Genomic DNA, 25,381 nt, shown 5'->3' on the forward strand with positions numbered 1-25,381 from the left:
GACAGGCCCTAACGGCTGAGCTTGCGGGCGCGTTCGGCGAGCCGGTTCATCCGGGCGTGGGCGGACTCCAGCTGCTCGATGTCCTCGGCCGCCGGACCGTCCTCGTGCGTCAGCTCGGTCCACAGTCCGATCAGGTCCACACCCATGCGCAGCCCCAGCTCCGGGTCGCGTACGGCACGCCAGGCGGTCGCCGCGCTCTGGACGTTGCCGTACGCGGCCTCCGCGTCCCGGGCGCGGCTGCGGGTCCTCGCCAGGTCCAGGGAGAGTCCGAAGGCGCGCGTCGGGTCACCGGCCAAGTAGGCGATGTACGCGGTCAGTTCGAGCAGCCGCAGCACTTCCGGGTGCTCCGCGCCGAGCGCCGCCGAGGCCTGCACCACGGTGTGCTCGGACAGCCGTGCCGCCTCCTCCACCCGCCCTTCCTTGACCGCGTCGTTGATCCGGGCCATCGGCTCGGCGAGCATCGCGGTGCCGCCCCCGTCGTACGCGGTCGCCGGATCGTCCCCGAGCACCGCCTCGGCCACGGCGTCGAAGCCGCGCGGCGGGGTGGGCTTGGGGTCGGGGTCGTCGAGGGGGGTGGCGGCGGCGAGGTCGAGGACCGGCTTGGGAGCGGGAGCCGGGGTGGGCCGGGCAGCCGGCTCGGCGTCCGTCGTGGGCGCGTCCATCACCGGCGGGGGGCCGAACTGTCCCGTCGGGGGCGCGACCGTGCCGGGCGCCGCGTTCTCCACCCACTCCGGTACGGCCCGCAGCCGGAACGTCGGCATGGCGTCCCGCGGCTCCTGCTGTTCCCGCGCCCCGGCCTCGGTCCCGGTGTCGCGCTTGGTCTCGGCCCCGCTCTCGGTCTCGGCCTCGGTCTTGGCCTCGGAGGGAGCACGGAGGATGTGGGTCGGCTTGTCGCGCGGGGGCCGGTCGTCCGCGGTCGCGGGGAGGGGAACGGGGGCGGGCCCTGACGGGGCCAGGTCCTCCTGGCCCGCCGCGGTCGGCCAGGCCGTCTCCCCCACGCCGGCCGGGGGAGCCGTGCGGTGCGGCTCCGCCGTGAACCGGCTGGAACCGTCCCTCTCGATCAGCAGGGCGACGACATAGCCGATGCGCTCGTCGCGGACCGTGACGTGCACGGGGTGTCCGGTGGCGAGGGCGATGCGATGGAGGTGGTTCAGGACCGTCTGCTGGATCTCCTCGCCGGGGACCGCGCCGACCGGCACACCACCGACGGTGGCGCCGCCGGGCCCGACCAGCACATCGAGCGGCGCCGCCGCGAGCACGGCACCCTGCTGTTCCCGCTTCTCACGGCCAAGTCGCGACATCGTTCCCTCACTCGGTGCGTCGGGGAGTGGGCGGACGGCGTGTTCGAGTCCCATGGTGCTCCCTCTGGCCGTCGGCCTTCCGCTCCCCCGGCGTCAAGAGCCGGTCGTACCCGTACTGTTGAGTAGTCTCTCCGCTCGCTCCCGGTTCTCACGTCACCGTGGCGTCACAGACTCGTCCCAGGCGAGACGGGAGACGTCTCGGGAAGGAGACCGCAGGTGCAGCAGGGGCCGGAGATCTGGATCCGCGGGCCGGTGGCCGTACCGCAGGGCCCGCCCCCGGAGCCCGTCCACGCCACCGCCACGGCACGGCGCTTCTCCTGGGTCGGCACCCACGGCGGCGCCGGCACCTCCACTCTCTCATTCGTCTACGGCGGCCATGACTGCGGCCGTGACTGGCCCGGTCCCGCCGATCCCCCGTCGGTGCTGCTCGTGGCCCGTACCCATGCGGCCGGGCTGGCGGCGGTGCTGCGCGCGCTGGAACTCTTCCGGCGCGGCGAGGCTCCGCCGGGACTGGACCTCGACGCGGTGGTCCTGGTCGCGGACGCGCCGGGGCGGCTGCCGAAACCGCTCGCGCAGCACGTCAAGGTCATCGAGTCGGTGATCGACGTGTACCGGGTCCCGTGGGTCCCGGACTGGCGCCTCGGCGATCTCCTGGGGCACCCACCGCGCGAGACGGCGTCCCTGGCCCGGCTCACGGGGGCGGCGGGGCGGCCGCGCTGAGGGGGCTCCCGTAGGCCTTTCCCCGATTGATTGCGCGCGCATATAATGCAGGTGCTTGTAATTGTCGTACGCCACCAACGACGCCTGGAGTCCCCATGACCCGCCGCTTCCTGTTCCTCCTGGCCAGCAGCCGCAGCGACGGCAACACCGAGCTGCTGGCCCGCCGGGCCGCCGAGCAGCTGCCCGCGGACGTCGAGCAGCGGTGGATCGACCTCGCGGCGCATCCGCTGCCCGACTTCGAGGACCTGCGGCACGACAGCGACCATGTGCGCCCGACGGACGGGGCCACGGGGCTGCTCTTCGACGCCACGATCGCCGCGACGGACATCGTGATCGCGTCGCCGCTCTACTGGTACTCGGTCTCCGGCCACGCCAAGCGCTACCTCGACTACTGGTCGGGCTGGCTGCGCACCCCCGGCATCGACTTCAAGGCCACGATGGCGGGCCGCACCCTGTGGGGCGTCACCGCGCTCGCCCACGAGGAGTTGGAGGTGGCCGACCCACTGGTCGGCACGCTCCACCACTCGGCGGCGTACCTGAGGATGCGGTTCGGCGGGGTGCTGCTCGGCAACGGCAGCAAGCCGGGTGACGTCCTGGGCGACACGCAGGCGCTGGCGCGCGCGAAGACGTTCTTCGCGCAGGAGGCGCCGCTCGCCCGCTTCCCGTACGAGGAGGTCTGAGCTACGCCGTGATGTCCTTCGTCGTGAATCTCGCCCACGCCGCCGAGCCGAACACCGCCGCGTACAGGGCCTGGAGGCCCAGGTTCTTCTGGAGGTCGTCCCAGTAGACGGGCTCGCGCATGAGGTCGGCGAAGGACAGCCAGTAGTGCGAGAAGAAGTACGGCTGGAGCGCGTGCAGTTGGGGGATCTGGTCGAGGATCTGGACCGTGATGAGCAGGCCGACGGTCGTCGCCATCGCCGCGATGCCGCTGCCGGTGAGGGTCGAGACGAAGAGGCCGAGGGCGGCCACGCCGGTCAGTGACGCGGCGACGACCAGGGCGATGAGGAAGGCCCGGCCCAGTCCCTCGGCGAAGGTGATCCGCGTTCCGGAGATGGTCGTCAGATCGCCGAGGGGGAAGAGGAGTGCGCCCACGGCCAGCGCCGAGATCGCCACGACGAGGGTCGCCACCACGCAGAACGTCATCACCGTCGCGTACTTGGTGAGCAGGAGGCGGGTGCGGCCGGCCGGGGCGACGAGGAGGTAGCGCAGGGTGCCGGCGTTGGACTCGCCTGCGATCGCGTCGCCCGCGATCACGCCGATGGCCATGGGGAGGAAGAAGGGGAGGGTGGCCGCCAACGCCGTGAACACCAGGAAGAGGCCGTTGTTGGTGACCTGGGAGATGAAGGCGGGGCCTTCTCCGCCTCCGCCGCGGCCCTGGCCCACGCCGCCGCCGTCGCTGGTCTCGATCTTGATGGCGATGCCTACGAGGATGGGGACGGCGGCGAGGACGGTGAGCAGGGCGAGGGTGCGCCAGCGGCGGAAGGTGGTGAGCAGTTCGTTGGCGAAGAGGGTGCCTCTGAGGGTTGTTCGGCGGGTGCGGGTGGGTGGGGGTTGAGCGCGCAGTTCCCCGCGCCCCTGGTGGGTCAACTCAGCCTGCGACATCGAAGCCCTCCCCCGTCAGCGCTACGAAGGCCTCTTCCAGGGACGCTCGTTCCACCGCGAACCCTCGGACTCGCACCCCCGCTTCCACCAACGCGGCGTTGATGTCCGCCAGTTCGCCCTCCGGTGGCTCTGCCGTCACGCGGTCCTCCGCGATGACCACGTCCGCCGCTCCCTGTTCCTTCAGTACCCTCGCCGCCTCCCCCGTGTCCGGCGTCGTCACCACCAAGCGACCCTTGGCCGCCAGGTCGGTCACCGGACCCTGGGTGATCAATCTGCCCTGGGCCATGACCGCCGCATGCGTGCAGACCTGCTCGATCTCGTCGAGGAGGTGGGAGGAGAGGAAGACCGTGGTGCCGTCGGAGGCCAACTCGCGGACCAGGGAGCGGATCTCGCGCATGCCCTGGGGGTCGAGGCCGTTGGTGGGCTCGTCCAGTACCAGCAGCTTGCGGGGCTGGAGGAGGGCTGACGCCAGGCCCAGTCGCTGCTTCATGCCCAGCGAGTACGCCTTCGCCTTCTTGCCGGCCGCCGCCGCGAGGCCGACCCGGTCCAGGGCCGTCGCGACGCGGGTGCGCCGGGTGCGGGGGTCGGCGGTCGGGTCGGCGGCGTCGTAGCGGACGAGGTTGTCGCGGCCGGAGAGGAAGCCGTAGAGGGCCGGGCCCTCGATGAGGGCGCCCACGTGCGGGAGTACGGCGCGGGTGGCGCGCGGCATGGGGCGGCCAAGGACCCGGGCCGTGCCCGACGTGGGCTCGATCAGGCCCATCAGCATGCGGATGGTGGTGGTCTTGCCGGAGCCGTTGGGGCCGAGGAAGCCGAAGACGCTGCCCGCCGGGACGGTCAGGTCGAGACCGTCGACGGCGAGCTGCCCGCCGCGGTAGCGCTTGGTGAGCGCGCGGGTGTGGATGACGCTGTCGTCCTCCACGTCCCCCGCGCCCTCCGGATGCGATTCCGTGGCGGGCAGTTGCCCCATCGGCTCCCTCGATTCATCCAGCCCAGCCCTTACGGCACCTACTTCGCCGCGTCCGCCGCCTTCACCAGCGCGTCCTTGGTCACGGCGCCGACGTAGACCTTGCCGTCCTCCGTGACCAGGGCGTTGATCAGCCGCGTCTTGAAGACCGTGCCCTCGCCGAACGTGCCGTTCACCTTGTCCCCGAGCGAGTCGAGGAAGCCGCCGAACGCGCCGCCGGCCTCGGAGCCGGACGGGATGCCCTGGCCGCCGGTGTCGAAGGCGGCGATGGAGTCCCAGCCGTCCCCGATCACGTTCAGCCCGTCGAGGCCGGCGCCGAAGCCCTCGGCACCGGACGGCTTCGTGTGCTCCCGCGGGGCGGCCGTGCTGTCCTCCTCCGTGACCTTCGCGCCCTTGGGCGGGGTGAAGTCGAAGGTGGACGCGGCCGGCTTGGCGAAGCTGACCTGGGTGAAGCCGGCGTCGACGACGGCCGCGCCGCCGCTCGCCGGGGTCAGCGTGAACTTCAGCGGCAGTCCGGTCTTCGCGTCCACGGCGACGGTGATCTGGCCGATCGTCGACCCGTCGTCCTTGGGCTTGATGACGAGCCGGTACGCGTCCCGGCCGGCCACCTGCGCGGTGCCGTCGACCGTCACGGACGTGGTGTCGTCGACCGCCTTGAGGGCCTCGTCGGCGAAGTCCTTGGGCGTGGCCGGGGCTTCCTCGGCGTGCTCGGCGCTCTCGTCGGCGGCGGCGTGGAAGACCTCGTTGGACTTGCTGTCGTAGCCCCAGACGTTCTTGCCGTTGTGGATGAGGCTGTACTCGGCGGCGTCCTCCAGGACCGAGACCTTCTGCTTGTCCGGGCCGTCGGAGGCGACGCGCAGGGTGTGCGTGCCGGTGGCGAGTTCGGTCAGCTTGGTGGAGGGGGCGGCGGACGACCCGTCCCCGCCGGAGCGCGAGCCGCCGCCCGTGAAGGCGTCGCCGAGCCCGCCGAAGTCGGGCAGCCCCAGATCCGTGCTGATCTTCACCGTGCCGGACAGCTGCTGTACGTCCGACGCGGCGATCTTCTCGATGAGTTGCTGTGCGCTGATCTTCGGCAGGTCCGGGTCGCCTGAGTCGGCGAGCGCGGGGACGAGCCCGATGGTCGCCGCGGCCACCCCCACGACCGCGGCCGGGACGACGTACCGCGCGGCCTTGCGACGCCCTGCGCGCAGGTCCTCGGCCTCGTCCGCGAGCGTGATGTCGTCGGATTCGTACGGTGCCATGTGTGCCCTACCTCCGTCGTCGGCGGCGGCGTCCTCTGAAGCGCTCTCCCTGCCCAGGGAGGTGCCCCCCACGTCCAACCCGTAGCCGCCATTCTCACCCGAATCGGTGAGGATTGGTGTTTTCCCGTGGTTCCCATCTGACCAAATCGGCGGCGGCGGGGCGTCAGCCCGCGGGCTCAACTCCACGTACACCTGGGGTATGACACACGGAGGCGGCGCCTCCCCCGACCCGTAGGGGTCGCACGGAAGGCGCCGCTCCGGACGTGCTGGTCAGCCGCGCAGGAACACGTAGTCCGCGTGGTACGGCACCGCGACGATCTGTCCCGGCGCGCAGGAGCCGGACGGGGCTGCTCCGCCGACGGTGTTGAGCCGCAGGATCTCGGTCGTACGGGCCAGCAGGCCGTGCTGCCTGCCGGACTGAGTGGCCTTCAGGTCCAGCTCCGGGATGTTGCCGTCGCCGTTCGGGGTCCGGGACAGGACGGCGCCGACGACCGCGCTGCCGTCGGGCGCGACCCACTGCGGGGTACCGGAGTTGGGGGCCACGAACGAGTGTGCGATACGGCCGCCGAGGACGGCGCTGACGTCCCGCTGGGCGAAGGCGTACCCGCCGCCCGTGGCCGCCTTGCACTCGTAGATCTGCTCGCCCTTCACCACGGACGCCTGGAGGTTCTTCAGCGCGTCACGGAAGCCGAACCCGGCGACGGTGACCTGGTGCAACTGCCCCCGCACGGCTCCACCGGGGAACTGCTTGGTGTGCAGGTTGGCGTAGAACGACCCGGGATCGGACTTCAGCGCGTCGAGCAGTGCCGCGTCCTTCACCGTCACCGTGCCGGTGGCGCTGTGCCCCCTGCCCTTCCCGAGCACCTTGCCGAAGTCGACCCTGACGTCGCCGTTGACTCCCTTGGCACCCTGGTGGAGATGCAGGGCGGTGGGCCGGTCGAGCCCCCGCCACTTCACGGCGACGGAGACCTGATCCCCGTCCACCTTGACGAACTCCAACGCGGCCCCGTCCGAGTCCCCCACGCCGACCTCGTTGGCCCCCCGCAGACTGGCGGCGAGGACGGTCGGGGTCTCGGTGGTGTTCCCGACGGCCGAGGCCGACGTGGGGACAGCCACGGCGGCCACGGCGACAGCGCTGACGATCAGCCTCTTACGCATGAACGTGTCTCCCCGTCTCCCGGAGCCGGCACCCCCTGCGCCGACTTCCGTGGAGACATACGGGACAGATCCAGCCTGGACTCAGCCCAAATATGTGAGCGGCATCACATTGATGCCGCCCAGGGGCACGGGGAACCACCGGGCACCAGAACAGCAGGCCCCGAGGCTTACCCCGCCCGATGCACCACGGCGTCGCACAGCTCGGTCAGCGAAGCCTTGGCGTCGCACTCCGGCAACGGAGCAAGCGCAGCCCGCGCCTCCTCCGCGTAGCGAACCGTGTCCCGCCGAGCCTGCTCCAGCGCGGGATGCGTCCGCAACGCCTCCAACGCCTCCGCCAGCCGCGCGTCATCGCTCAGATCGGAGTCCAGCAGCTCACACAGGGCCACGTCCTCCGCCAGCCCCAACCGCGCCGCCCGCTCCCGCAGGCGCAGCACCGGCAGCGTGGGAATGCCCTCGCGGAGATCCGTCCCCGGCGTCTTCCCCGACTCATGGGAGTCGGACGCGATGTCGAGCACGTCGTCCGCGAGCTGGAAGGCGACGCCGAGCCGCTCCCCGTACTGCGTCAGCACGTCGACCACCGTCTCGTCGGCACCCGACATCATGGAGCCGAACCGGCACGCCACCGCGATCAGCGATCCCGTCTTGCCGCCCAGCACATCCAGGTAGTGCTCGACCGGGTCCCGGCCGTCCACCGGCCCGGCGGTCTCCAGGATCTGTCCGGTCACCAGCCGCTCGAACGCCTCGGCCTGGATACGGACCGCCTCGGGCCCTAGGTCGGCGAGGATCTGTGAGGCGCGGGCGAACAGGAAGTCACCCGTGAGGACGGCGACGGAGTTGCCCCAGCGGGTGTTCGCGGCGTCGACGCCGCGCCGCACCGTCGCCTCGTCCATCACGTCGTCGTGGTACAGCGTCGCCAGATGGGTCAGCTCGACAACCACCGCCGACGGCACCACACCGGGTGCGTAGGGGTCGCCGAACTGGGCGGTGAGCATCACGAGCAGCGGCCGGAAGCGCTTGCCGCCCGCGCGGACGAGATGCTGTGCGGCCTCCGTGATGAAGGGGACCTCGCTCTTGGTCGCTTCGAGCAAACCCTCCTCGACAGCAGCCAATCCGGCCTGGACATCGGCTTCGAGAGCCTGGTCCCGCACGCTCAGCCCGAACGGCCCGACGACGGTCACGAGGGGTCTCCTGTCTGCTGGTGTCTACTGGCGCTTACGCGGTTTGTCGATAGGTCGCTGCCTTCACTCAAGTCAGCGTATCCGGTCACCTTTCGATCACCGTCGCCCCCCACCCGTGCAGCGCGGGCGGTATCGGATCACGGCCGGTATGTTTCTGATCACCTGAAAAGAACGGATATCTATCGACTTAAGCGGAAGTAGTGGAGTGTGTCTGGAACCAGTGTCGACGTAGAGCCCGGAAGTCAGCCACCCCCCGAGGACGACACCGCCTTCTTCGGCCAGCCGAAAGGCCTGCTCACCCTCTCCGGTCTGGAGGTCTGGGAGCGCTTCTCGTTCCTGGGCATGCAGGCCATCCTCGTCCTGTACTTCGCCGACTCGGTGGCGAACGAGGGCATGGGCATGTCGGCCGGAACCGCCGCCTCCGTCTCCGCTGCCTACGGCACCCTCGTCTACCTCGTCTCCGTCGCCGGCGGCTGGCTCGCCGACCGCATGCTCGGCTCGTACCGAGCGGTGCTGTGGGGCGGCATCCTGATCGCCTGCGGGCACTACTCCATGGCCGTGCCGACCGCGACCATGACCTGGGTGGGCCTCGGGCTGATCAGCGCCGGCACCGGGCTGCTCAAGCCCAACGTGGCCACCATGGTCGGCAAGCTCTACCGGACCGACGACGAGCGGCGGGACGCCGGGTTCGCGCTGTACTACATGGCGATCAACATCGGCGCCTTCGCGGGCCCCCTGATCACCGGCTGGCTGGGCGACCACAAGGGCTGGCACTGGGGTTTCTCGGCCGCCGCGATCGGCATGACCTTCGGGCTCGTCCAGTACGTCGCCGGGCGCCGTCACCTGGCCGGGCGCAGACACGCCGCGGAGTTCGCGCTGGCGCGGGGCCCGATGCGGCGGGCGGTGGGGCTGATCGTGCTGGGTGTCGTGGTCGTGGGCCTGGTCGCCACCGCGCTCGCGCTGGCCGGCTGGCTGACCATGGACCGGTTCGTCGACCTGCTCACGCTGGTCTCGGTGATCGCGCCGGTCGTCTACTTCACGGTGATGTTCACGAGCCCCCGGGTGACCGCCGAGGAACGCGGCCGCCTCAAGCCGTACATCGTGCTCTTCCTCGCCTCGACGGTCTTCAACTTCATCCTCTTCCAGGCCTACTCGACAATGATGCTGCTGGCCTCGACGAACGCCGAGACGACGATCCTCGGCTTCGACTTCCCGGCCAGCTGGTACGCCTCCGCGCTGGGCGCCTTCGAGGTCGGGCTCGCGCCCGTCGTGGCCGCGCTGTGGGTGCGGATGGGCCGCGGCCAGCCGCACGCCTCCAACAAGATCGCCATCGGGGTCGTACTCGGCGGTCTGTCGTTCCTGCTCATGGTCGTGCCGACGAGCGGGCACAGCGGCGACGACTATCTGATGTCCGTCTGGTGGATCGTCGGCTCCTATCTGCTCCTGGGCCTCGGCGACGTGCTCCTGGAGACCTCCGGCATGTCGGCCACCACCAAGCTGGCCCCGGCCGCCTTCTCCAGCCAGACCATGTCCCTCTGGTTCCTCTCCCTCGCCCTCGCCAACGGCATCCAGGCGCAGACGGTGAAGCTCTACGACGACGTCTCCCACCCGGCCTACTTCGGCGTCAACGGCGCGATCGCGGTGGCCGCGGGTCTCGCGGTGATGGCCGCCGCGCCCTGGCTGCGCCGCACCATGCACCCCGTCCACTGAGGTCACAGCGATGAGCCTGCACATCCGTACGTCCTTCCCCTACGAGACGGCCCACGAGGACCTCCGCATCCCGCTTCCGGACGGGACGCGGCTGTACGCGCGCGTGTGGCGACCGCTCACCGAAGAACCGGTACCCGCTCTGCTCGAATACCTGCCGTACCGGCTCACCGACTGGACCGCGCCCCGCGACTTCCAGCGCCACCCCTGGTACGCGGGCCACGGGTACGCCTCCGTGCGCGTCGACGTCCGCGGGCACGGCAACAGCGAGGGGCTGCCGACGGACGAGTACTCGGCGACCGAGCTGGCCGACGGGGTCGAAGTGGTCAACTGGCTGGCGGCGCAGCCCTGGTGCGACGGCCGGGTGGGTATGTTCGGCATCTCCTGGGGCGGCTTCAACTCACTCCAGATCGCGGCCCTCGCGCCCGAGCCGCTCAAGGCGGTCGTCACGGTCTGCTCCACCGACGACCGCTATGACAACGACGTGCACTACATGGGAGGTTCCGTCCTCGCCGTCGACATGCACGCCTGGGCCGCGACCATGCTGGCCTTCGTCTCCCGGCCACCCGATCCGCGGTACGCGGGCCCGGGCTGGCGGGACCTGTGGCTCGAACGCCTGGAGCACGTCGACCCGTTCATCCACACCTGGCTGGACCACCAGACCCGCGACGCCTACTGGCGCCACGGCAGCGTCTGCGAGGACTACGGCGCGATCGACGCGGCGGTCCTGGCGGTGGGCGGCTGGCACGACCCGTACCGCGACACGGTCCTCCGTCTGGTCGAGCATCTGCCGCCGGACCGGGTCCGCGGGATCGTCGGTCCCTGGTCCCACCAGTACCCGGACCGCGGGCTGCCGCCGGGCCCGGCGATCGGCTTCCTCCAGGAGACCCTGCGCTGGTGGGACCAGCACCTGAAGGGCGTCGACACCGGCGTCATGCGCGAGCCCCTCCTGCGGGCCTACGTCAGCGACTCGCACCGCCCCGCCACGGCCTACGACACCCTCCCGGGCCGCTGGGTCGGTGAGCCGGCCTGGCCCTCCCCGCACGTCACGACCATCTCGTACGGCCTCCAGGGCGCCCCCGTCCTCGTCCGCTCCCCGCAGCACACGGGGGTGGACGCCGGGCGCTTCTTCCCGTTCGGGAACGATGCCGATCTGCCGCCGGACCAGCGGGAGGAGGACGCCCGTTCGGCCTGTTTCGAGTTCGCGGTGGGTGAGGAGACCTGGGTGCTGGGGCGGCCCCGGGTGCGGTTGCGGGTGACGTGCGAGGTGCCGCGCGGGCAGGTGATCGCACGGTTGTGCGATGTGGCGCCGGACGGCGCGTCGACGCTGGTCACCCGGGGCGTGCTGAATCTGTCGGCGCGGCTCGGGCGGGACCGGGCGGTGCCGTGGGAGCCGGGGGCGACCGGGGAGGTCGTCTTCGAGCTGAACGGCATCGGGCATGTCTTCCCGCCGGGTCATCGCATCCGGCTCGCGGTCTCCTCCGCCTACTGGCCGTGGATCTGGCCGCAGCCCGAGTCGGAGGCCGGCTTCACGCTGGACCCGGCGGGCAGTTTCCTCGAACTGCCGGTCAGGACCCATGACTTGGCAGCCGACATCGGCTTCGAGGACCCCGAACAGTCCGCACCCCTGGGCGTCAACTTCCCGGCCACCCTCGACGAACCCCGCCCCGAGCGGCTGGTCGTCCGGGATGTCGCCAAGGGCGAGTGGTGCCTTGAGGTCGATCCGCGGTACGGCGGCACCCGGGTCTATCCCGACGGCCTGGAGTTCACCGAGGACGCGCTGGAGACGTACACGGTCGACGAGACGGACCCCCTGTCGGCCCGTGCCCGCTCGGAGTGGTCGATCCGGCTGCACCGGCCGGAGCTGGGCTGGGACACGACCGTCCGGACCCGCTCGGAGATCACCTGTGAGGCGGCTGTGTTCCTGACCTCCAACGAGGTGATCTGCACCGAGGGCGACGAGGTGGTCTTCCATCGGACCTGGGAGAAGCGGATTCCACGGACCGCCGGTTAAACGCCAGTTGGGCGCGATTGCCCGATTTGCCGTTCTCGTGCTCGGCGGTGACATGCCTCACGCTTCCACGCCCCGAATCCCCGTAATTCCGGGCCTCACAATCCACGCACCAAGGTCAACAGGTGCGATCTGTGAATCCGGTACTTGTTTCGGACATGTGCAGTCGCATACGTTCCCGGCCCGGGTGGACGCCTAATCCTGCCGCCACCCGTAGACCGCTCACACAGAGAACTTCACGGCAGGAGCGGGGGAACCAGGTAAGTCGCCGGACCGGACGTCTTCGGACATTCCGGTACGGCTTGGGGTGAAGTCATGCCTACTTCGGCATGGCCGGGCAGCTCCCGCCCGAACCCGACAGCTCACCTCGCAGGCGCCGGAGAGGAACTTCGTCATGCGTCTGTCCCGCAAGCTCGCCGTCACCGGTGCCGCCGTCGCCGCACTCGCCTTCCCCGTCGTCGGCGCGACCACCGCGTCCGCGGCCACCACGACCACGGTCACCGCCACCTCGCTCGGCTACTCCGACACCCTCGACGGCTGGATCCGCGCCTCGCTCCAGGTCATGGCCCAGAACGGGATCCCCGGCAGCTACGACGGCATCTACCGCAACGTCATCCGTGAGTCCTCGGGCAACCCGTACGCCATCAACAACTGGGACTCCAATGCGATCGCGGGCACGCCCTCCAAGGGCCTGCTCCAGGTGATCGACCCGACCTTCAACGCGTACCACGTGGCCGGCACCTCGTGGAACTCCTACGACCCGGTCGCGAACATCACCGCGGCCTGCAACTACGCGGCGCAGCGGTACGGGTCGATCGACAACGTCTGGGGCGCCTACTAGAAGTACAGCCGTTCGAGGACGACGGCGATGCCGTCGTCCTCGTTCGACAGGGTCACCTCGTCGGCCACCGCCTTGAGTTCGGGGTGGGCGTTGGCCATCGCGACACCATGGGCCGCCCAGTCGAACATGGGGATGTCGTTGGGCATGTCGCCGAAGGCGAGGGTGTCCCGCGGGCCGAGGCCGAGGTACTCGGCGGCCAGCGCGAGGCCCGTCGCCTTGGTGATGCCGCATGGCTGGAGTTCGACGGTGCCGGGGCCGGACATCGTCACCGTCGCGAGGGAACCGACGACTCCGCGCGCGGTCGCCGCCAACTCGTCGTCCGACAGGGCGGGGTGGCGCAGCAGCACCTTGCTGATCGGCTCGCACCACAGGTCGTCGCGGCGGCCCACCCGCACGGCGGGCAGGGTCGGGTGCGGCATCAGATAGCCCGGCTCGATGAGCGTGAGCCCGTCGACCCCGTCCTGGTCGACGGCGGCGTACACCTGCCCCACCTCGGCCTCGATCTTGCCGAGCGCGGTCTCGGCCAGCTCCCGGTCCAGGGTGACCGACCACAGCAGACGGTCCGCGCCGGCGTCGTAGACCTGCGCGCCCTGCCCGCACACCGCGAGGCCGGTGCTGCCGAGGTCGTCGAGGAGCGGCCGCACTCTGGGGGCCGGTCGGCCGGTCACCACCAGATGCCGGGCCCCGGCCGCCGCCACCCGCGCGAGCGCGGCGAGCGAGCGGTCGGAGAGCGTGTCGTCGCCCCGGAGGAGGGTTCCGTCCAGGTCAGTGGCGACGAGTGAATATGCGGTGGGTGCGGCCATGATCAGAGAATACGGATGGAATCCCCCGCCGACTCGACGCGAACCGGACGGCCGCACCTTTCACATCCGTTGACGTCGGCTCCGGTTGGCGCCCCAGTGGAATCCCGCACCACGACAGGGGAGTTGGGGTCCTCGGAGAGCCGGCCCGCGTCCCGTTGAGGCCGCGGGACGTGGCCACGGATCCGTGAGCGTCCGTGAGTTTCTGTGAGCGTGCACAGAGAACGAAGCATTTCACCCTCTTGTCAAGGAAGGGTCTGTCGGGTTTCCTACTGTTGCTCGCGGGTGTCCCCCCTCTCTGAAGTATGTGCACGCTCACAGACGCGGGGGCGTTTTCTCTTGCTCTGTGAAAGGACCCTGACATGCGTAGACGCAGTGTGCTCACCGCTGCGGGAGCCGCCGCGCTGGCCGTCCCCGTGCTGGGAGCGGTGCCGGCCGCGGCCTCAACGGGCGGGCGCCGCCTGGAGATCCGGGCCGTCGACATCTCCTCGCTGCCCAAGAACGAGGACCACGGCGCCGTGTACCGCACCGCCGACGGCCGCCGCGAGGACCCGGTCCGGCTGCTCGCCCGCGCGGGGATCAGCCACGCCCGGCTGAAGGTGTGGGTCGACCCGGTCGACGGCTACAACAACAAGGCGCACATCCTGCCCCTCGCCCGCCGGCTGCGACGGGCCGGCATCGGCATCTGGGTCGACTTCCACTACTCCGACACGTGGGCCGACCCGGGGCACCAGAGCAAGCCGGCCGCGTGGGCGGACCTGGACGTGACGGGCCTGTCCCGTGCGGTGTACGACCACACGGCCGACGTACTGGGCGCACTGCGGCGCCAGGGCACCCCGGCCGCGTTCGTGCAGGTCGGCAATGAGATCAACGGCGGCATGCTGTGGCCCGAGGGCAAGAACTGGGGCAGTGACGGCGGGGGTTGGGGCAATCTCGCCCTGCTCCTGAAGGCCGGGCTGAGCGCCGCGCGGGACACCCAGCCCCGTATCCGCACGATGCTGCACCTCGCCGCGGGCGGTGACAACGGCACGTCCCGCTGGTGGTTCGACAACGCGGTCGCCCAGGGCCTCGACTTCGACATCATCGCCCAGTCGTATTACCCCTTCTGGCACGGTGGCCTTGACGCGGCCGCCGCCAACTTCGCGGACATCACCGCCCGTTACGGCAAGCCCGTCGTCATCGCCGAGACCGCGTACCCGTTCACGCTGAGCAGCGAGGACGACGTCAACGACATCCTCAACAGCCCCTCCCAGCTCACCCCGGGCTTCCCCGCCACCCCCGAGGGCCAGGCCGCGTGGCTGCGCGCGGTGGCCGACCTCATGGCCGCAGTCCCCGGCGGTCAGGGCCTCGGCCACTGCTACTGGGAGGGCGCCTGGACCTACCGCTCAGGCAGCGGCTGGAACCCGGAGGACCCGACGTCCGGCAACGCGTGGGAGAACCTGGCCCTGTTCGACTTCGAGGACCGGGCGCTGCCGGGGCTGCGGACGCTGGGGCGGTACCGGTCGTAGTCGCCGTCAGGGCACTGACAGGGCACTGACAGGGCTGTCCCCACGGTGGGCTCCTGTCGGTGTGGGTGAGATCCTCGCGGGGTGACGGATCGAACGGATCGAACGGGTCAGCCGGAGACCTTCCTGGACCATCTGCGGGCGGCGGCGGTCGGCGTCCTCGAACGCTTTCCCGAGCGGCTCAAGCCCGAGATGTACGCCCTCTCCTTCCGCATCTGGCGCGTCGACGCCGACGACCGCCACCCGTACGTGGCCATCGGCTACAACACCGAGAGCCAGTACGAGCGGGAGAGGTACCCGGGTGACGAGGGCGAGGTCCGCTGGAATTACGCCTACTGGCTCCTCGACGGCTTCGAGATGCTCGGCAACATCCCCGAGGACCCGGTGGGCAGCCGGGTGTATGTGGAGGAGGTCAGGCAGCTCGGTGTCTGGTACGACGGTGAGTTCGACCTCGGCCGGGTGCTGGACGACGACGACCTCAGCGCCCGGACCGACCTCCTCCGCCTGCACTTCTACGACGCCGTCATCGACCTCGCCCGCCATCTCCACGCCGACGGCGTGATCGAGAAGACCTTCGGGCGCCCGCTGCCTGTCATCGTCTTCGACATGGACTGCCCCGGCTGGGAGGCACACGCGACGGAGTACGCCAATCCGCCGGAGCTGGTCGAGGAGTTCATGGCGTGGCAGCGGGCGGCCGGGGAGATCTGATCCCCGGCCTGGCCGGCCCTACCCGCGGGCCGGACCGGCGCCAGCCCTGTGCGGGGCTGGTGCTATCCCTGCGCCGGACCGGCGCTGCCCCTGTGCCGGACGGGCGCTAGCCCTGTGCCGGACCGGTGCTGCCCCGTGCCCGACCGGTGCTGCCCCGTGCCCGACCGGCGCTGCCCCGTGCCCGACCGGCGCTGCCCCGTGCCCGACCGGCGCTGCCCCGTGCCCGACCGACGCTGCCCCGTGCCCGACCGACGCTGCCCCGTGCCCGACCGGCGCTGCCCCGTGCCCGACCGGCGCTAGCCGTGGGCCGTCGCCAGGTGTTTCGCCAGCCTCGGGGAGGCGAACTCCGTGCCGCACACGAAGCGCATCACCGGCCCGTACGACGACGCCGACGGGAGGCCCGTGAAGTACAGGCCCGGCACCGAGGAGACGTAACCGGCGCCGAGCCTTGGCGCGCCCCGGCTCACCGCGAGCCGGGTGCGCAGCTCATGGCCGAGGAAGTCCATCGCGGCGAGGTCGACGCGGTAGCCGGTCGCGGCGATGACGTGGTCCGCGGCGAGGCGCTCGGTGTGGCCGGTCGGGGTGAGGACGGACAGGGACGGGTGGCCGTCGGCGGTGTCGGCCTTGAGGACGCGGCGGACCTCGCTGACCCGCACCTTGCCCTCGAAGCGGTCGCGCAGCCACCAGGCGCCGAGCGGGCCGAGGACCCGGCGGACCAGGTAGTGGCGGGCCTGGGCCGGGAGATGGCGGTAGGGGTGGGGGTAGTAGCTGAGCGCCCACAGCGACCAGGCGCGGCCGAACGGCGACTCCGGGCGCAGCCGGGGCTGCTGCCAGGGCGGTGCGCCGAAGGCGACGCTGCCCCGGCCGCGCGCCACGACCCTGACCTGGGCGCCGGCCTCCGCCGCGAGGGCGGCCGTCTCCAGCGCGGACTGACCCGCGCCGACGACGATCAGGTCGCGGCCCGAGAAGCGGCTGAGGTCGTGGTGCTGGGAGCTGTGGGAGACGGGGCCCGTCGGGCTGGGGCCGTCGGCGAGCGTGAGCTCGGGGGGCAGGTGTGCGAGGCCCGAGAGCCCCGTGGCCACGACGACCGCGCGGGCGCTGAACAATTCCCCCGAGTCCAGCTTCAGTTCGAAGCCGTGGTCCTTGTCCCGGTCGACGGACACGACCCGCACCCGCTCCAGCTCGGGCACCAGCTTCTGCTGGAACCACGCGCCGTACGCGATGAAGGTCTCGACGGGGATGATGTCCTCGTCGGTCACCAGCCGCGGTATGCCCGCCGCGTCGCAGTAGTCGGCCAGGGTGTGGCCCGGCTGCGGGGCGTCCAGGTTGGAGGCCACCGGGGTGGACTTGAGGAGCATGCCCGCGGGCATGTGGTCGCGCCAGCTCACCATGGGTTCGCCGAAGACGCGGACGGGGATGCCGCGGGCCCTGAGATGTGCGGCGGTCGACAGCCCGAAAGGCCCGGCGCCGATGACTGCGACTGGTCGGATCACGAAGTCCCTCCCCAGGACATCACTTCGTCACTTCGTGGTGGTGCGTGTGCTGTGGTCGCGCCTTTACTCGGCACGTCAAGGGGCGGCGGCGCCACGGTGGTTGGTCCGCCACAGTTGGTACAGGTGTTTCGCGCCCGGCCGTACGAAGCGCGCGAGCATCGTGAGGAACGGCAGCGGGTCGTCACCCGCGAGCCAGGCCAGCTCGGTCCCGCTCGCCCGGGCCGGCGCGTGCGGTGTCGTATAGCCGCTGCGGCGGTAGGCGAGGAGGGCGGGCAGGTCGATGTTCTCCACGATGTACCGGTGCCCGGCGCGCTGTTCCCCCTCCGGAACGGAGCGGCCGGTCAGATCCAGATGCATGGCGCGGACGACGTCCACCCCCGACTCGTTCTCGAAGAGCCGGAACTGGGCGCCCATGCGGGGGTTGAAGTCGAGGAGCTTGTACAGCCCGTCGCGCCGGTCGAAGCGCAGGTCGAGGTCGATGATTCCGGTGAAGCCGATCTGTTTGATGAAACGCGCGGCCAGGTCCGCGAGTTCCGGATTGTCGACGACATACGCGTTCGCCGTCATTCCGGCGTGCGGCGGCCAGGAGCGGACCTTCACGCCGGTGAACATCGCGAGCGGGGTGGAGTCCGCGTCGAAGTAGGCGTGCACGATCCAGTCCTCGGCCTCCTCCCGGGGCAGGTACTCCTGGAGGATCACCGCGGGCTGCTCGCCCCAGTCACGGGCGAGGGCGAGCAGCCCCTCCCGGGTGGCGATCCGGGTCGTGCCGTTCACGGCCGGCCGGGTGCGCCGGACGAACGCCTCGCGGTTCTTCGCCACCACTGGGAAGCGGGCCTTGTCGGCGAACGCGACGATGTCGTCGTACGACTGCGGGAACGCGGCCGTCGGGCTGGGTATGCCGTGTTCCACGCAGAGTTCGTGCAGCCCCTGCTTGCTGGCCAGGCGGCGGGGCAGGCCGCGCTCGACGGGCGGGACGAGGAAACGGGCGCCGAGTTCGAGCCGGTGCTCGGCGATCAGCACCGCCGCCTCCTCGTCGGTCGGCACCAGCACGGTGGGGCGGCCGATCCTGCGGCCGATCCTGAGCAGTCCCTCGACGAGCCGGCCCGGCTCCTCGGTCCCGGTCGTCGGCCAGACGAACGCCTTCCTGAGATAGCGGGAAGCCGCGGCGGGCGTGTAACGGTCCTCCGTGATCGCATACATCGGGACGCCGAGACGGCCCAGACTGCGGATCGCGCCGACCCCGCCGTGGTGCAGCGGATAGTCGCCGAACTTCACGATCAAACCCGGTACTTCCCGGTCGGGCTCGAACGGCACACGAACGTCAGCACTCCTGGCCACGGGTCCCCCCACGTGTCCCGTCTACGGAACGGCCCCACCCCGCCCGTTGTCCCCAAAGGAAGCTAAGCCGGAATTGCCGCCTCCGACCGATGCTTATCAGGACATTGCTAACTCTTTAGGCACTGCCGAGACAGGCAACTCGGCCGTAACGTGTGGCGCGACCACATGCGTACGCGGTGACATCACCTACCCAGCGTTGGAGAGTGAGGCAGCACCCCATGCCCCCCTTCGATCTCCCCGAGGGCGACCCCTTCGGCCCGCACAACCTCCCCTACGGCGTCTTCTCCCTGTCCGGCGCCGCCGACCGGACCGTCGGCGTCCGCCTCGGCGACCACGTCCTCGACGCCGGCGCGGCGGCCCTCGCCCTCGGCTCCCCCTACGCCCCCCTGCTCGCCCGGCCCTCGCTGAACCCGCTGCTCGCCGCGGGCCGCACCACCTGGTCGGACGTCCGGCGCGCGCTGACGGCCTGGGTGACGGTGCCGGCCCACCAGGCCACCATCGGGGAGTTCCTGCACCCCCTGTCGTCCGTGACCCCGCACCTCCCCTTCGAGGTCGCCGACTACGTCGACTTCTACGCCTCCGAGAACCACGCCCGGAACGTCGGCCGGATCTTCCGCCCCGACGCCGCGGACTCCCTCACCCCCAACTGGAAGCACCTGCCCATCGGTTACCACGGCCGCTCGGGCACGGTCGTCGTCTCGGGCACCGAGGTCGTACGCCCCTGGGGCCAGCGCAAGGCCCCCACCGACCCGGCCCCGGTCTTCGGCCCCTCCGTCCGCCTGGACATCGAGGCGGAGGTCGGCTTCGTCGTCGGAGCCCCGTCACCGATGGGTTCCTCCGTGGCCCTGGCCGACTTCCGGGACCATGTCTTCGGTCTCTGCCTGCTCAACGACTGGTCGGCCCGCGACATCCAGGCCTGGGAGTACGTCCCCCTCGGCCCGTTCCTCGGCAAGTCCTTCGCCACGTCCGTGTCGGCGTGGATCACCCCGCTGGACGCGCTGGAGGAGGCCCGGGTGGCCCCGCCGCAGCGGACGCACGAACTGCTGCCCTACCTCGACGACACCGTCCCCGACGCGGAGCCCGCCGGCTACGACCTCCGTATCTCCGTCGCCGTCAACGGCCATGTCGTCTCCGAGCCGCCCTTCTCCTCCATGTACTGGACGGCCGCTCAGCAGCTGGCCCATATGACAATCAACGGCGCCTCGCTGCGCACCGGCGACCTGTACGGCTCCGGCACGGTGAGCGGCCCCGCCGAACAGGAACGCGGCTCCCTGCTGGAGCTGACCTGGAACGGCCGGGACACCCTCGAACTCCCGGACGGCAAGCGGACGTTCCTGGAGGACGGCGACGTGGTGACCCTGTCGGCGTGGGCCCCTGGACCGGACGGGGTACGGGTCGGCCTCGGCGAGGTCGTGGGGCGGGTCGCGGCGCCGAACAGCGGCCCGGACGGGCTGTCCGCGGGTCTCTGACCTGCCGCTCGGGAACCGGCGGAGTCGAGGATGAGTTGAGGTGGCGGGCGGCGGTGCCGTCGAGGTCTGCCATGTGCCGCCCGGCGCCGTCATACTGACGGCGGCGGACGGTGTGCGCACGGCCCCGCACCCCCGCCGCGCAGCCCTTCCTCGCCCCTTCCGTCGACCAGGATCCGGAGCCCGTGGCATGACTGTCTGCCTGCTCCTGCTGAGCGCCGTCGCTCTGACGGCCGCCGTGCCGGCGCCGCGTGCGCTGACCCGGGCCGACTGGCCCGAGCGGGAACCCGTGGTCGCGCTGTGGGTGTGGCAGTGCCTGGTCGCCACCGTGCTGCTGTGCAATCTCACCGCCCTGGTCCTGAGCGCGGCGGCCGTCTTCCACACGGTCCGCGACCATGTCTTCGCGCCCGCGCCCCCGGCCGTGACGGCGGCGTACGACCTCTCCGCCGCACCTGCCTGGGCCAGCGTCCTCACCCTGCTGCTGGCCTGCGGCGCCGCCTGGACGACGGCGATGCTGGCCCGCGAACTGGTCGAGGCCCGCCGCCGGCGCGGCCGGACGAGGGCGCACCTGCGCGAGCGCGCCCCCGAACTGCCCGGCGGGCTGGAGAAGGCCGCGCGCGGCCCGCTCCTGGTGCTGGAGGACGAGTACCCCGACGCCTGGTGGATGCCAGGCAGCCCGCCGCAGCTGGTGGTGACGACCGGAGCGCTGCACCGCCTCACCGACGTACAGCTGGACGCCGTCCTCACCCATGAGCGCGACCACGCCCGCGCCCACCACGACTGGCTGCTGCATCTGTCGACGGCCCTGGCGACCGGCTTCTCCCGGGTCCCGCTGTTCGCCCACTTCTGCGAGCAGACCCACCGCCTGGTGGAGCTCGCCGCCGACGACACCGCGTCCCGGCGCTGCGGCCATCTGACCACCGCGTTGGCCCTGATCGAGCTGAACCAGCACCGGGGCGTCCTGTCCTGCGCGTCCAGCCACCGGCTGCTGGGCGAGCGGGTGGACCGCTTGCTGGAGCCGCGGCCCCGGCTGGGACGCCGACACCGCGCGGTGACGGCCATGGTGGCGGGGCTGGTGCCGCTGCTGCCGTTGCTGATCGTTTTCGGACCCGGGTTGAGCGCGCTGGCCTAGGCGAGGTGGCAGATCTCTCCCTCGTACCCCTGAAACCGCAGGTCAAAGGCTGATCCAGCGGCTTCTGGAGTGGCGCAACACTCCTGCAACACTTCATTCCCTACCCCATCGGTATGGTTCCCGCCATGCCCCCTTCCGACCGCATCCGTGACCACGCCGGCCAGGGCGCGACCACCGTCGCCGCCCACCGCGCGCGGCGCCGGCTGCGCGCGGACCAGGCACGGCAGCTCGCCGATCTCCTGCGCCACCAGGTCCTCTCCGGTGGCTTCGAGGACGGCGCCCTCCCTCACGAGACGACCCTCGCCACCGACTACGGCGCCTCCCGCAACACGGTCCGCCAAGCCCTGGACCTGCTCCGCGCCGAAGGTCTCGTCGACCGCCTCCCCGGTGTCGGCACCGTGGTCGTCGCCCGGAAGTACCCGCACGGCCTGGACCGGCTGATGGGCCTCGCGGAAACCCTGCGCGAGCACGGCACCGTCACCAACGAGGTCCGCACGATGGGCCCCGCCCCGGCACCGCACCCGGTCGCCGAACGCCTCCATGTCCCGCCCGGCACCGACGTCCTCTACATCGAACGCCTCCGCCGGCTCAACGGCCTGCCCCTCTCCCTCGACCTCACCTACATCCCGCTCGACATCGGCACCGCCCTGCTCGGCGCCGACCTGGAGAACACCGACGTCTTCCGGCTCCTGGAGTCGATCACCGGCCAGGGCCTCGGCCACGCCGAGATCACCCTGGAGGCGGTCAACGCGGACGCCCACTCCGCCGCCGTGCTCGAAGCCCCGCGCGGAGCGGCCGTCCTCATGCTGGAACGCCTCACCCACCTCGCCGACGGCCGCCCCGTCGACCTGGAGTTCATCCGCTTCCGCGGCGACCGCATCACGATGAGCGGTCTGCTGCACCGGTCCCTCTGACCCGCCCCTCCCTTCCGAGCTGGACCTTCCTGGAGACAGCCATGCCCTTGGCGCCCCAGCGGGCCGACGTGCCCGTGACCATCGACGAGTCGAAGTGCATCGACGGCTGCACGCTCTGCGTCGACATGTGCCCGCTGGACTCCCTCGCCATCGACGAGAGCAGCGGCAAGGCCTACATGCACGTCGACGAGTGCTGGTACTGCGGCCCGTGCGCGGCCCGCTGTCCCACCGGAGCCGTCACGGTCAACATGCCCTATCTGCTCCGCTGAGAGGTCCCGACTCCCATGAAGAACAACGCAGTCGCCGCAGCCGCCCTCCTGCTGCTGGCGCCCCTGACGGCCTGCGGCGGCAGCGCCGAGGCGGGCGACGGGTCCACGGTCACCGTGACCGTCGGTTACCAGTCCAGGACCATCAACACCGTCACCGCCGGCACCCTGCTCCGCTCGCTCGGCTACTTCGAGAAGGAGCTCAACGCCCTCGGCGACGGCACCACCTACAAGGTCGACTGGCAGGACTACGCGACCGGCGCCCCGATCACCGCCCAGATGACCGCCGGGAAGATCGACATCGGCTCGATGGGCGACTTCCCGCTCCTCATCAACGCGGCCCGCGGCAAGCAGCTCGGCAAGCCGACCCACCTGGTCTCCGTCACCGGCTACAACCTCCGCGGCGGCCTCAACACGATCGTCACCGCGCCCGACTCGAAGCTGTCCACGCTGACGGACCTGCGCGGCAAGAAGGTCTCCACCAGCGTCGGCTCCGCTGCCGACGGCACCCTCGTACGGGCCCTCCAGCGCGCCGGCCTCGACCCCGACAAGGACATCGAGAAGCTCAACCAGCAGCCCGCGGTAGGTGCTTCGGCCCTGTCGGCGGGCAGCGCGGACGCGCTCTCCCAGTTCGTCGCCTGGCCCGGCCTGCTCACCTACCAGGGCAAGGCCAAGGCCCTCTACGACGGCGCCGAGCTGAACCTCCCCACCTTCCACGGCGTCACCGCCCGCGAGGACTTCGCCGAGCACCGCCCGACCGTCCTGGAGGCCTTCCTCAAGGCCCAGGCCGAGGCCACGGACTACCTGAACGAGCACCCCGTCGACGCCGCCGAGAAGGTCGCGAAGGCCACCCGGCTGCCCGCCGAGGTCGTCTACCTCTACAACGGCGCCCACGGCATCTCCACCTTCGACCCCGCGATCAAGCCCCGGCTGGTCTCCGCGCTCAAGGACGACGTCTCGATCCTGAAGTCGGCCAAGCTGACCGGCGACATCGACGTGGACGCCTTCGTCGACGACCAGTACGTCAAGAAGGCCCTCGGCACGTCGTACGCCAAGCAGCTCACCGCCGCCCCGCCCGCCGCCGCGAGCGAGGTCTGGCCCAAGGGCGCCTCCGCGACCCGCGCCTTCAAGACGCCCGCCGAACTCCTGGCGTACGTCTCGGCCCACCAGGACGGCATCCGCGCGGCCTACGTCCCCGATGCCACCACCGGCACCCTCTGGTTCGCCGACAAGGCCGTCTGGGTCGCCGACGGCGACGAGCTGCTGCCCTTCGTCACACCGGCGACCGCGCGGGCGTACGTCGCCGAGCACGGCGGCGCCCGCGTGGTGACGTACGCCGACGCACTGGAGCGGGCGTCGTGAGCCGGCCTCTGCCCCTCGCCGGCCGGTACGCCCTGCGGGTGACCTCTCTGGTGGTCGCCCTCGGGGTGTGGCAGGCGCTGACCAGCCTCGACATCGACCTGTGGCTGCGCTTCTCGCAGTTCCCCACGGTCACCGACGTGGCCCACGCCTTCGCCGAGCGGCTGTCCGGGCCCGACTACTGGACCGACCTCACCGACAGCCTGACCCGTATCCTCAGCGGCTTCCTGCTCGCGGCGGTGCTCGGTGTGGCGACGGGCGTGCTCGTGGCGCGCTCCCGCCTCGCCGAGGACCTGCTCGGGCCGGTGCTGGAGGTGGTCCGGCCGATACCGGCCATCGCCCTCGTCCCTGTCGCGATCCTCCTCTTCCCCTCCAACGAACAGGGCATCGTCTTCATCACCTTCACCGCCGCCTACTTCCCCGTCCTGGTCTCCACCCGGCACGCGGTCCGCGCGCTGACGCCCGTGTGGGAGGAGGCCGTGCTGACGATGGGCGGCGGCCGATGGCGGATCCTCGGCTCGGTCGTCCTGCCGGGTGCGCTGCCCGGCATCTTCGGCGGCCTGTCGGTCGGCATCGGTGTCTCGTGGATCTGTGTGATCTCCGCCGAGATGATCTCCGGCCAGTACGGCGTCGGGTACCGCACCTGGCAGGACTACACCGTCGTCGACTACCCGGGCGTCTTCGTCGGCATGGTCACCATCGGCGTCCTCGGCTGGCTCACCTCCACGGCCGTCGAGCTGCTGGGCCGCCGCCTGACGCGCTGGCTGCCCCGGACGTCGTACGACGCCGGGGGCCGGGCGAAGAACGTCCGCGCGGTGCCTTCCGCGCGGGAGCCCAAGTCCGCCGCGCCCGCTCCGAAGACCGAGGAGGCACGCGATGAGCACTTCGTCTGACGTCACCGAAGCCGCTGCCAGGGCACCCCAGGTCACCGCTACCGCACCCGCCCGCGGCACCCGGCTCACCCTCCGCGCCGCCACCCTCGGCCGGCCCGGCGTTCCCGCCGTCACCGGCGTCGATCTCGACGTCGCCCCCGGCGAGATCCTCACCGTCGTCGGCCCGTCGGGCTGCGGCAAGTCGACGCTGCTGCGCACCCTGGCCGGCCTGCTGACCCCGCTCGACGGCGAGGCCGGCCAGGACGGAAGGCCGCTGACGGGCCCCTCCGCCGACCGCGCCCTGGTCTTCCAGGAGGACGCCCTGCTGCCCTGGCGCACCCTGCGCGCGAACGTCGAACTCCCCCTCGCCATCAAGGGCTTGGCGCGTGCCGAGCGCAGGCGGCAGGCCGAGGACTGGCTCGACCGCGTCGGTGTCGGCGACCGGTCCCGGCAGCTGCCGCACCGCGTCTCCGGCGGCCAGCGCCAACGCGCCCAGCTGGCCCGGGCGCTGGCCGGCCGGCCGCGCGCGGTGCTGATGGACGAACCGTTCGGCGCCCTCGACGCCCAGACCCGCGCCGGCATGCAGGACCTGCTCGTGGAGGTGCTGCACGGCACCGGCGCGACCGTCGTCTTCGTCACCCACGACGTCGACGAGGCCCTCTTCCTCGGCGACCGCGTCGCCCTCCTCGGCAACGGCCGCCTCTCCGCCGTACGCGAGGTGCCGCGCCCCCGTGACCGCACCGCGCGCGACGACCCGGCGCGGCTCGCGCTGCGGCGCGACGTCCTGTCCTCCCTCGGCTCCTGA

At 71.3% G+C, this 25,381-nt stretch carries 23 protein-coding genes and 1 riboswitch; of the genes, 14 read left to right on the plus strand and 9 right to left on the minus strand.

Going from position 1 to position 25,381, the window contains the following annotated elements; genetic code table 11:
• Positions 1-8: 8 nt before the first annotated feature.
• The gene (locus OG885_RS19060; protein ID WP_405732904.1) at positions 9-1,301 is read right to left on the minus strand and encodes a tetratricopeptide repeat protein; all 1,293 of its coding nucleotides are present in this window, start codon (positions 1,299-1,301) and stop codon (positions 9-11) included.
• A 216-nt stretch (positions 1,302-1,517) separates the two neighbouring features.
• On the opposite strand from OG885_RS19060, the gene OG885_RS19065 reads away from it, so the two are divergent.
• Entirely contained in the window at positions 1,518-2,021 is a 504-nt protein-coding gene (locus OG885_RS19065; protein WP_405732906.1) for a DUF6668 family protein, read from the plus strand.
• A 95-nt stretch (positions 2,022-2,116) separates the two neighbouring features.
• Complete coding sequence (locus tag OG885_RS19070; RefSeq protein WP_405732909.1) at positions 2,117-2,701, plus strand: flavodoxin family protein; 585 nt, start codon at positions 2,117-2,119, stop codon at positions 2,699-2,701.
• A gap of 1 nt (position 2,702) precedes the next feature.
• Here OG885_RS19070 and OG885_RS19075 read toward each other — a convergent pair whose 3' ends face one another.
• The 5 genes from OG885_RS19075 to OG885_RS19095 all read right to left on the minus strand — a co-directional run bounded on the left by OG885_RS19075 (position 2,703) and on the right by OG885_RS19095 (position 8,164).
• Positions 2,703-3,623 carry an ABC transporter permease gene (locus tag OG885_RS19075; protein WP_405732912.1) on the minus strand — a complete coding sequence of 307 codons (921 nt, stop codon included), beginning with the start codon at positions 3,621-3,623 and terminating at the stop codon, positions 2,703-2,705.
• A complete protein-coding gene (locus OG885_RS19080; RefSeq protein WP_405732915.1) occupies positions 3,610-4,590 on the minus strand; it encodes an ATP-binding cassette domain-containing protein in 981 nt (326 codons plus the stop codon). The genes OG885_RS19075 and OG885_RS19080 overlap by 14 nt, the downstream gene beginning before the upstream one ends.
• 38 nt (positions 4,591-4,628) lie before the next feature.
• On the minus strand, positions 4,629-5,828 hold the full coding sequence (locus tag OG885_RS19085; RefSeq protein WP_405732918.1) for a LolA family protein: 1,200 nt from the start codon (positions 5,826-5,828) through the stop codon (positions 4,629-4,631).
• A gap of 270 nt (positions 5,829-6,098) precedes the next feature.
• Positions 6,099-6,986, minus strand: a complete 888-nt coding sequence (locus tag OG885_RS19090; RefSeq protein WP_405732921.1) for a CHRD domain-containing protein — start codon at positions 6,984-6,986, stop codon at positions 6,099-6,101.
• Between the two features lie 167 nt (positions 6,987-7,153).
• The gene (locus OG885_RS19095) at positions 7,154-8,164 is read right to left on the minus strand and encodes a polyprenyl synthetase family protein (RefSeq protein WP_405732924.1); all 1,011 of its coding nucleotides are present in this window, start codon (positions 8,162-8,164) and stop codon (positions 7,154-7,156) included.
• Between the two features lie 207 nt (positions 8,165-8,371).
• Here OG885_RS19095 and OG885_RS19100 point away from each other — a divergent pair, with 207 nt between their 5' ends.
• From OG885_RS19100 to OG885_RS19110, 3 genes are all read left to right on the plus strand, one after another.
• A complete protein-coding gene (locus OG885_RS19100; RefSeq protein ID WP_405732927.1) occupies positions 8,372-9,874 on the plus strand; it encodes a peptide MFS transporter in 1,503 nt (500 codons plus the stop codon).
• 16 nt (positions 9,875-9,890) lie between these two features.
• Positions 9,891-11,885: a CocE/NonD family hydrolase gene (locus tag OG885_RS19105; protein WP_405742785.1), complete on the plus strand. Its 1,995-nt coding sequence runs from the start codon at positions 9,891-9,893 to the stop codon at positions 11,883-11,885.
• 206 nt (positions 11,886-12,091) lie between these two features.
• Positions 12,092-12,271, plus strand: a riboswitch (cyclic di-AMP (ydaO/yuaA leader).
• Between the two features lie 5 nt (positions 12,272-12,276).
• The gene (locus OG885_RS19110) at positions 12,277-12,723 is read left to right on the plus strand and encodes a transglycosylase SLT domain-containing protein (protein ID WP_405732930.1); all 447 of its coding nucleotides are present in this window, start codon (positions 12,277-12,279) and stop codon (positions 12,721-12,723) included.
• Here the strand turns inward: OG885_RS19110 and OG885_RS19115 are convergent.
• Positions 12,720-13,526 carry an HAD family hydrolase gene (locus tag OG885_RS19115; protein ID WP_405732933.1) on the minus strand — a complete coding sequence of 269 codons (807 nt, stop codon included), beginning with the start codon at positions 13,524-13,526 and terminating at the stop codon, positions 12,720-12,722. The genes OG885_RS19110 and OG885_RS19115 overlap by 4 nt on opposite strands.
• Positions 13,527-13,885: 359 nt before the next feature.
• Here OG885_RS19115 and OG885_RS19120 point away from each other — a divergent pair, with 359 nt between their 5' ends.
• Positions 13,886-15,031, plus strand: coding sequence for an arabinogalactan endo-beta-1,4-galactanase (locus tag OG885_RS19120; protein WP_405732936.1), 1,146 nt, complete (start codon positions 13,886-13,888; stop codon positions 15,029-15,031).
• Between the two features lie 81 nt (positions 15,032-15,112).
• Positions 15,113-15,736 carry a hypothetical protein gene (locus OG885_RS19125; protein WP_405732939.1) on the plus strand — a complete coding sequence of 208 codons (624 nt, stop codon included), beginning with the start codon at positions 15,113-15,115 and terminating at the stop codon, positions 15,734-15,736.
• 296 nt (positions 15,737-16,032) lie between these two features.
• Here OG885_RS19125 and OG885_RS19130 read toward each other — a convergent pair whose 3' ends face one another.
• Together OG885_RS19130 and OG885_RS19135 are read right to left on the minus strand one after the other, a co-directional pair.
• Positions 16,033-17,229, minus strand: a complete 1,197-nt coding sequence (locus tag OG885_RS19130; protein ID WP_405732942.1) for an FAD-dependent oxidoreductase — start codon at positions 17,227-17,229, stop codon at positions 16,033-16,035.
• A 75-nt stretch (positions 17,230-17,304) separates the two neighbouring features.
• Entirely contained in the window at positions 17,305-18,543 is a 1,239-nt protein-coding gene (locus OG885_RS19135) for an ATP-grasp domain-containing protein (RefSeq protein ID WP_405732945.1), read from the minus strand.
• A gap of 242 nt (positions 18,544-18,785) precedes the next feature.
• Here OG885_RS19135 and fahA point away from each other — a divergent pair, with 242 nt between their 5' ends.
• The 7 genes from fahA to OG885_RS19170 all read left to right on the plus strand — a co-directional run bounded on the left by fahA (position 18,786) and on the right by OG885_RS19170 (position 25,381).
• Positions 18,786-20,036: a fumarylacetoacetase gene (fahA, locus tag OG885_RS19140; protein WP_405732947.1), complete on the plus strand. Its 1,251-nt coding sequence runs from the start codon at positions 18,786-18,788 to the stop codon at positions 20,034-20,036.
• A 187-nt stretch (positions 20,037-20,223) separates the two neighbouring features.
• A complete protein-coding gene (locus OG885_RS19145) occupies positions 20,224-21,165 on the plus strand; it encodes a M56 family metallopeptidase (protein WP_405732950.1) in 942 nt (313 codons plus the stop codon).
• Between the two features lie 125 nt (positions 21,166-21,290).
• Positions 21,291-22,079, plus strand: coding sequence for a GntR family transcriptional regulator (locus OG885_RS19150; protein WP_399949571.1), 789 nt, complete (start codon positions 21,291-21,293; stop codon positions 22,077-22,079).
• Between the two features lie 41 nt (positions 22,080-22,120).
• Entirely contained in the window at positions 22,121-22,348 is a 228-nt protein-coding gene (locus tag OG885_RS19155; RefSeq protein WP_030347217.1) for a ferredoxin family protein, read from the plus strand.
• A gap of 15 nt (positions 22,349-22,363) precedes the next feature.
• Positions 22,364-23,707 carry an ABC transporter substrate-binding protein gene (locus OG885_RS19160; protein ID WP_405732955.1) on the plus strand — a complete coding sequence of 448 codons (1,344 nt, stop codon included), beginning with the start codon at positions 22,364-22,366 and terminating at the stop codon, positions 23,705-23,707.
• Positions 23,704-24,597 (plus strand): ABC transporter permease, encoded by an 894-nt coding sequence (locus OG885_RS19165; RefSeq protein WP_405732958.1) that lies wholly within the window; start codon positions 23,704-23,706, stop codon positions 24,595-24,597. The genes OG885_RS19160 and OG885_RS19165 overlap by 4 nt, the downstream gene beginning before the upstream one ends.
• The gene (locus OG885_RS19170; protein WP_405732960.1) at positions 24,581-25,381 is read left to right on the plus strand and encodes an ABC transporter ATP-binding protein; all 801 of its coding nucleotides are present in this window, start codon (positions 24,581-24,583) and stop codon (positions 25,379-25,381) included. Before OG885_RS19165 ends, OG885_RS19170 begins: the two co-directional genes overlap by 17 nt.

The organism is Streptomyces sp. NBC_00028, from assembly GCF_045041065.1.
In the GTDB taxonomy this organism is placed as follows: domain Bacteria; phylum Actinomycetota; class Actinomycetes; order Streptomycetales; family Streptomycetaceae; genus Streptomyces.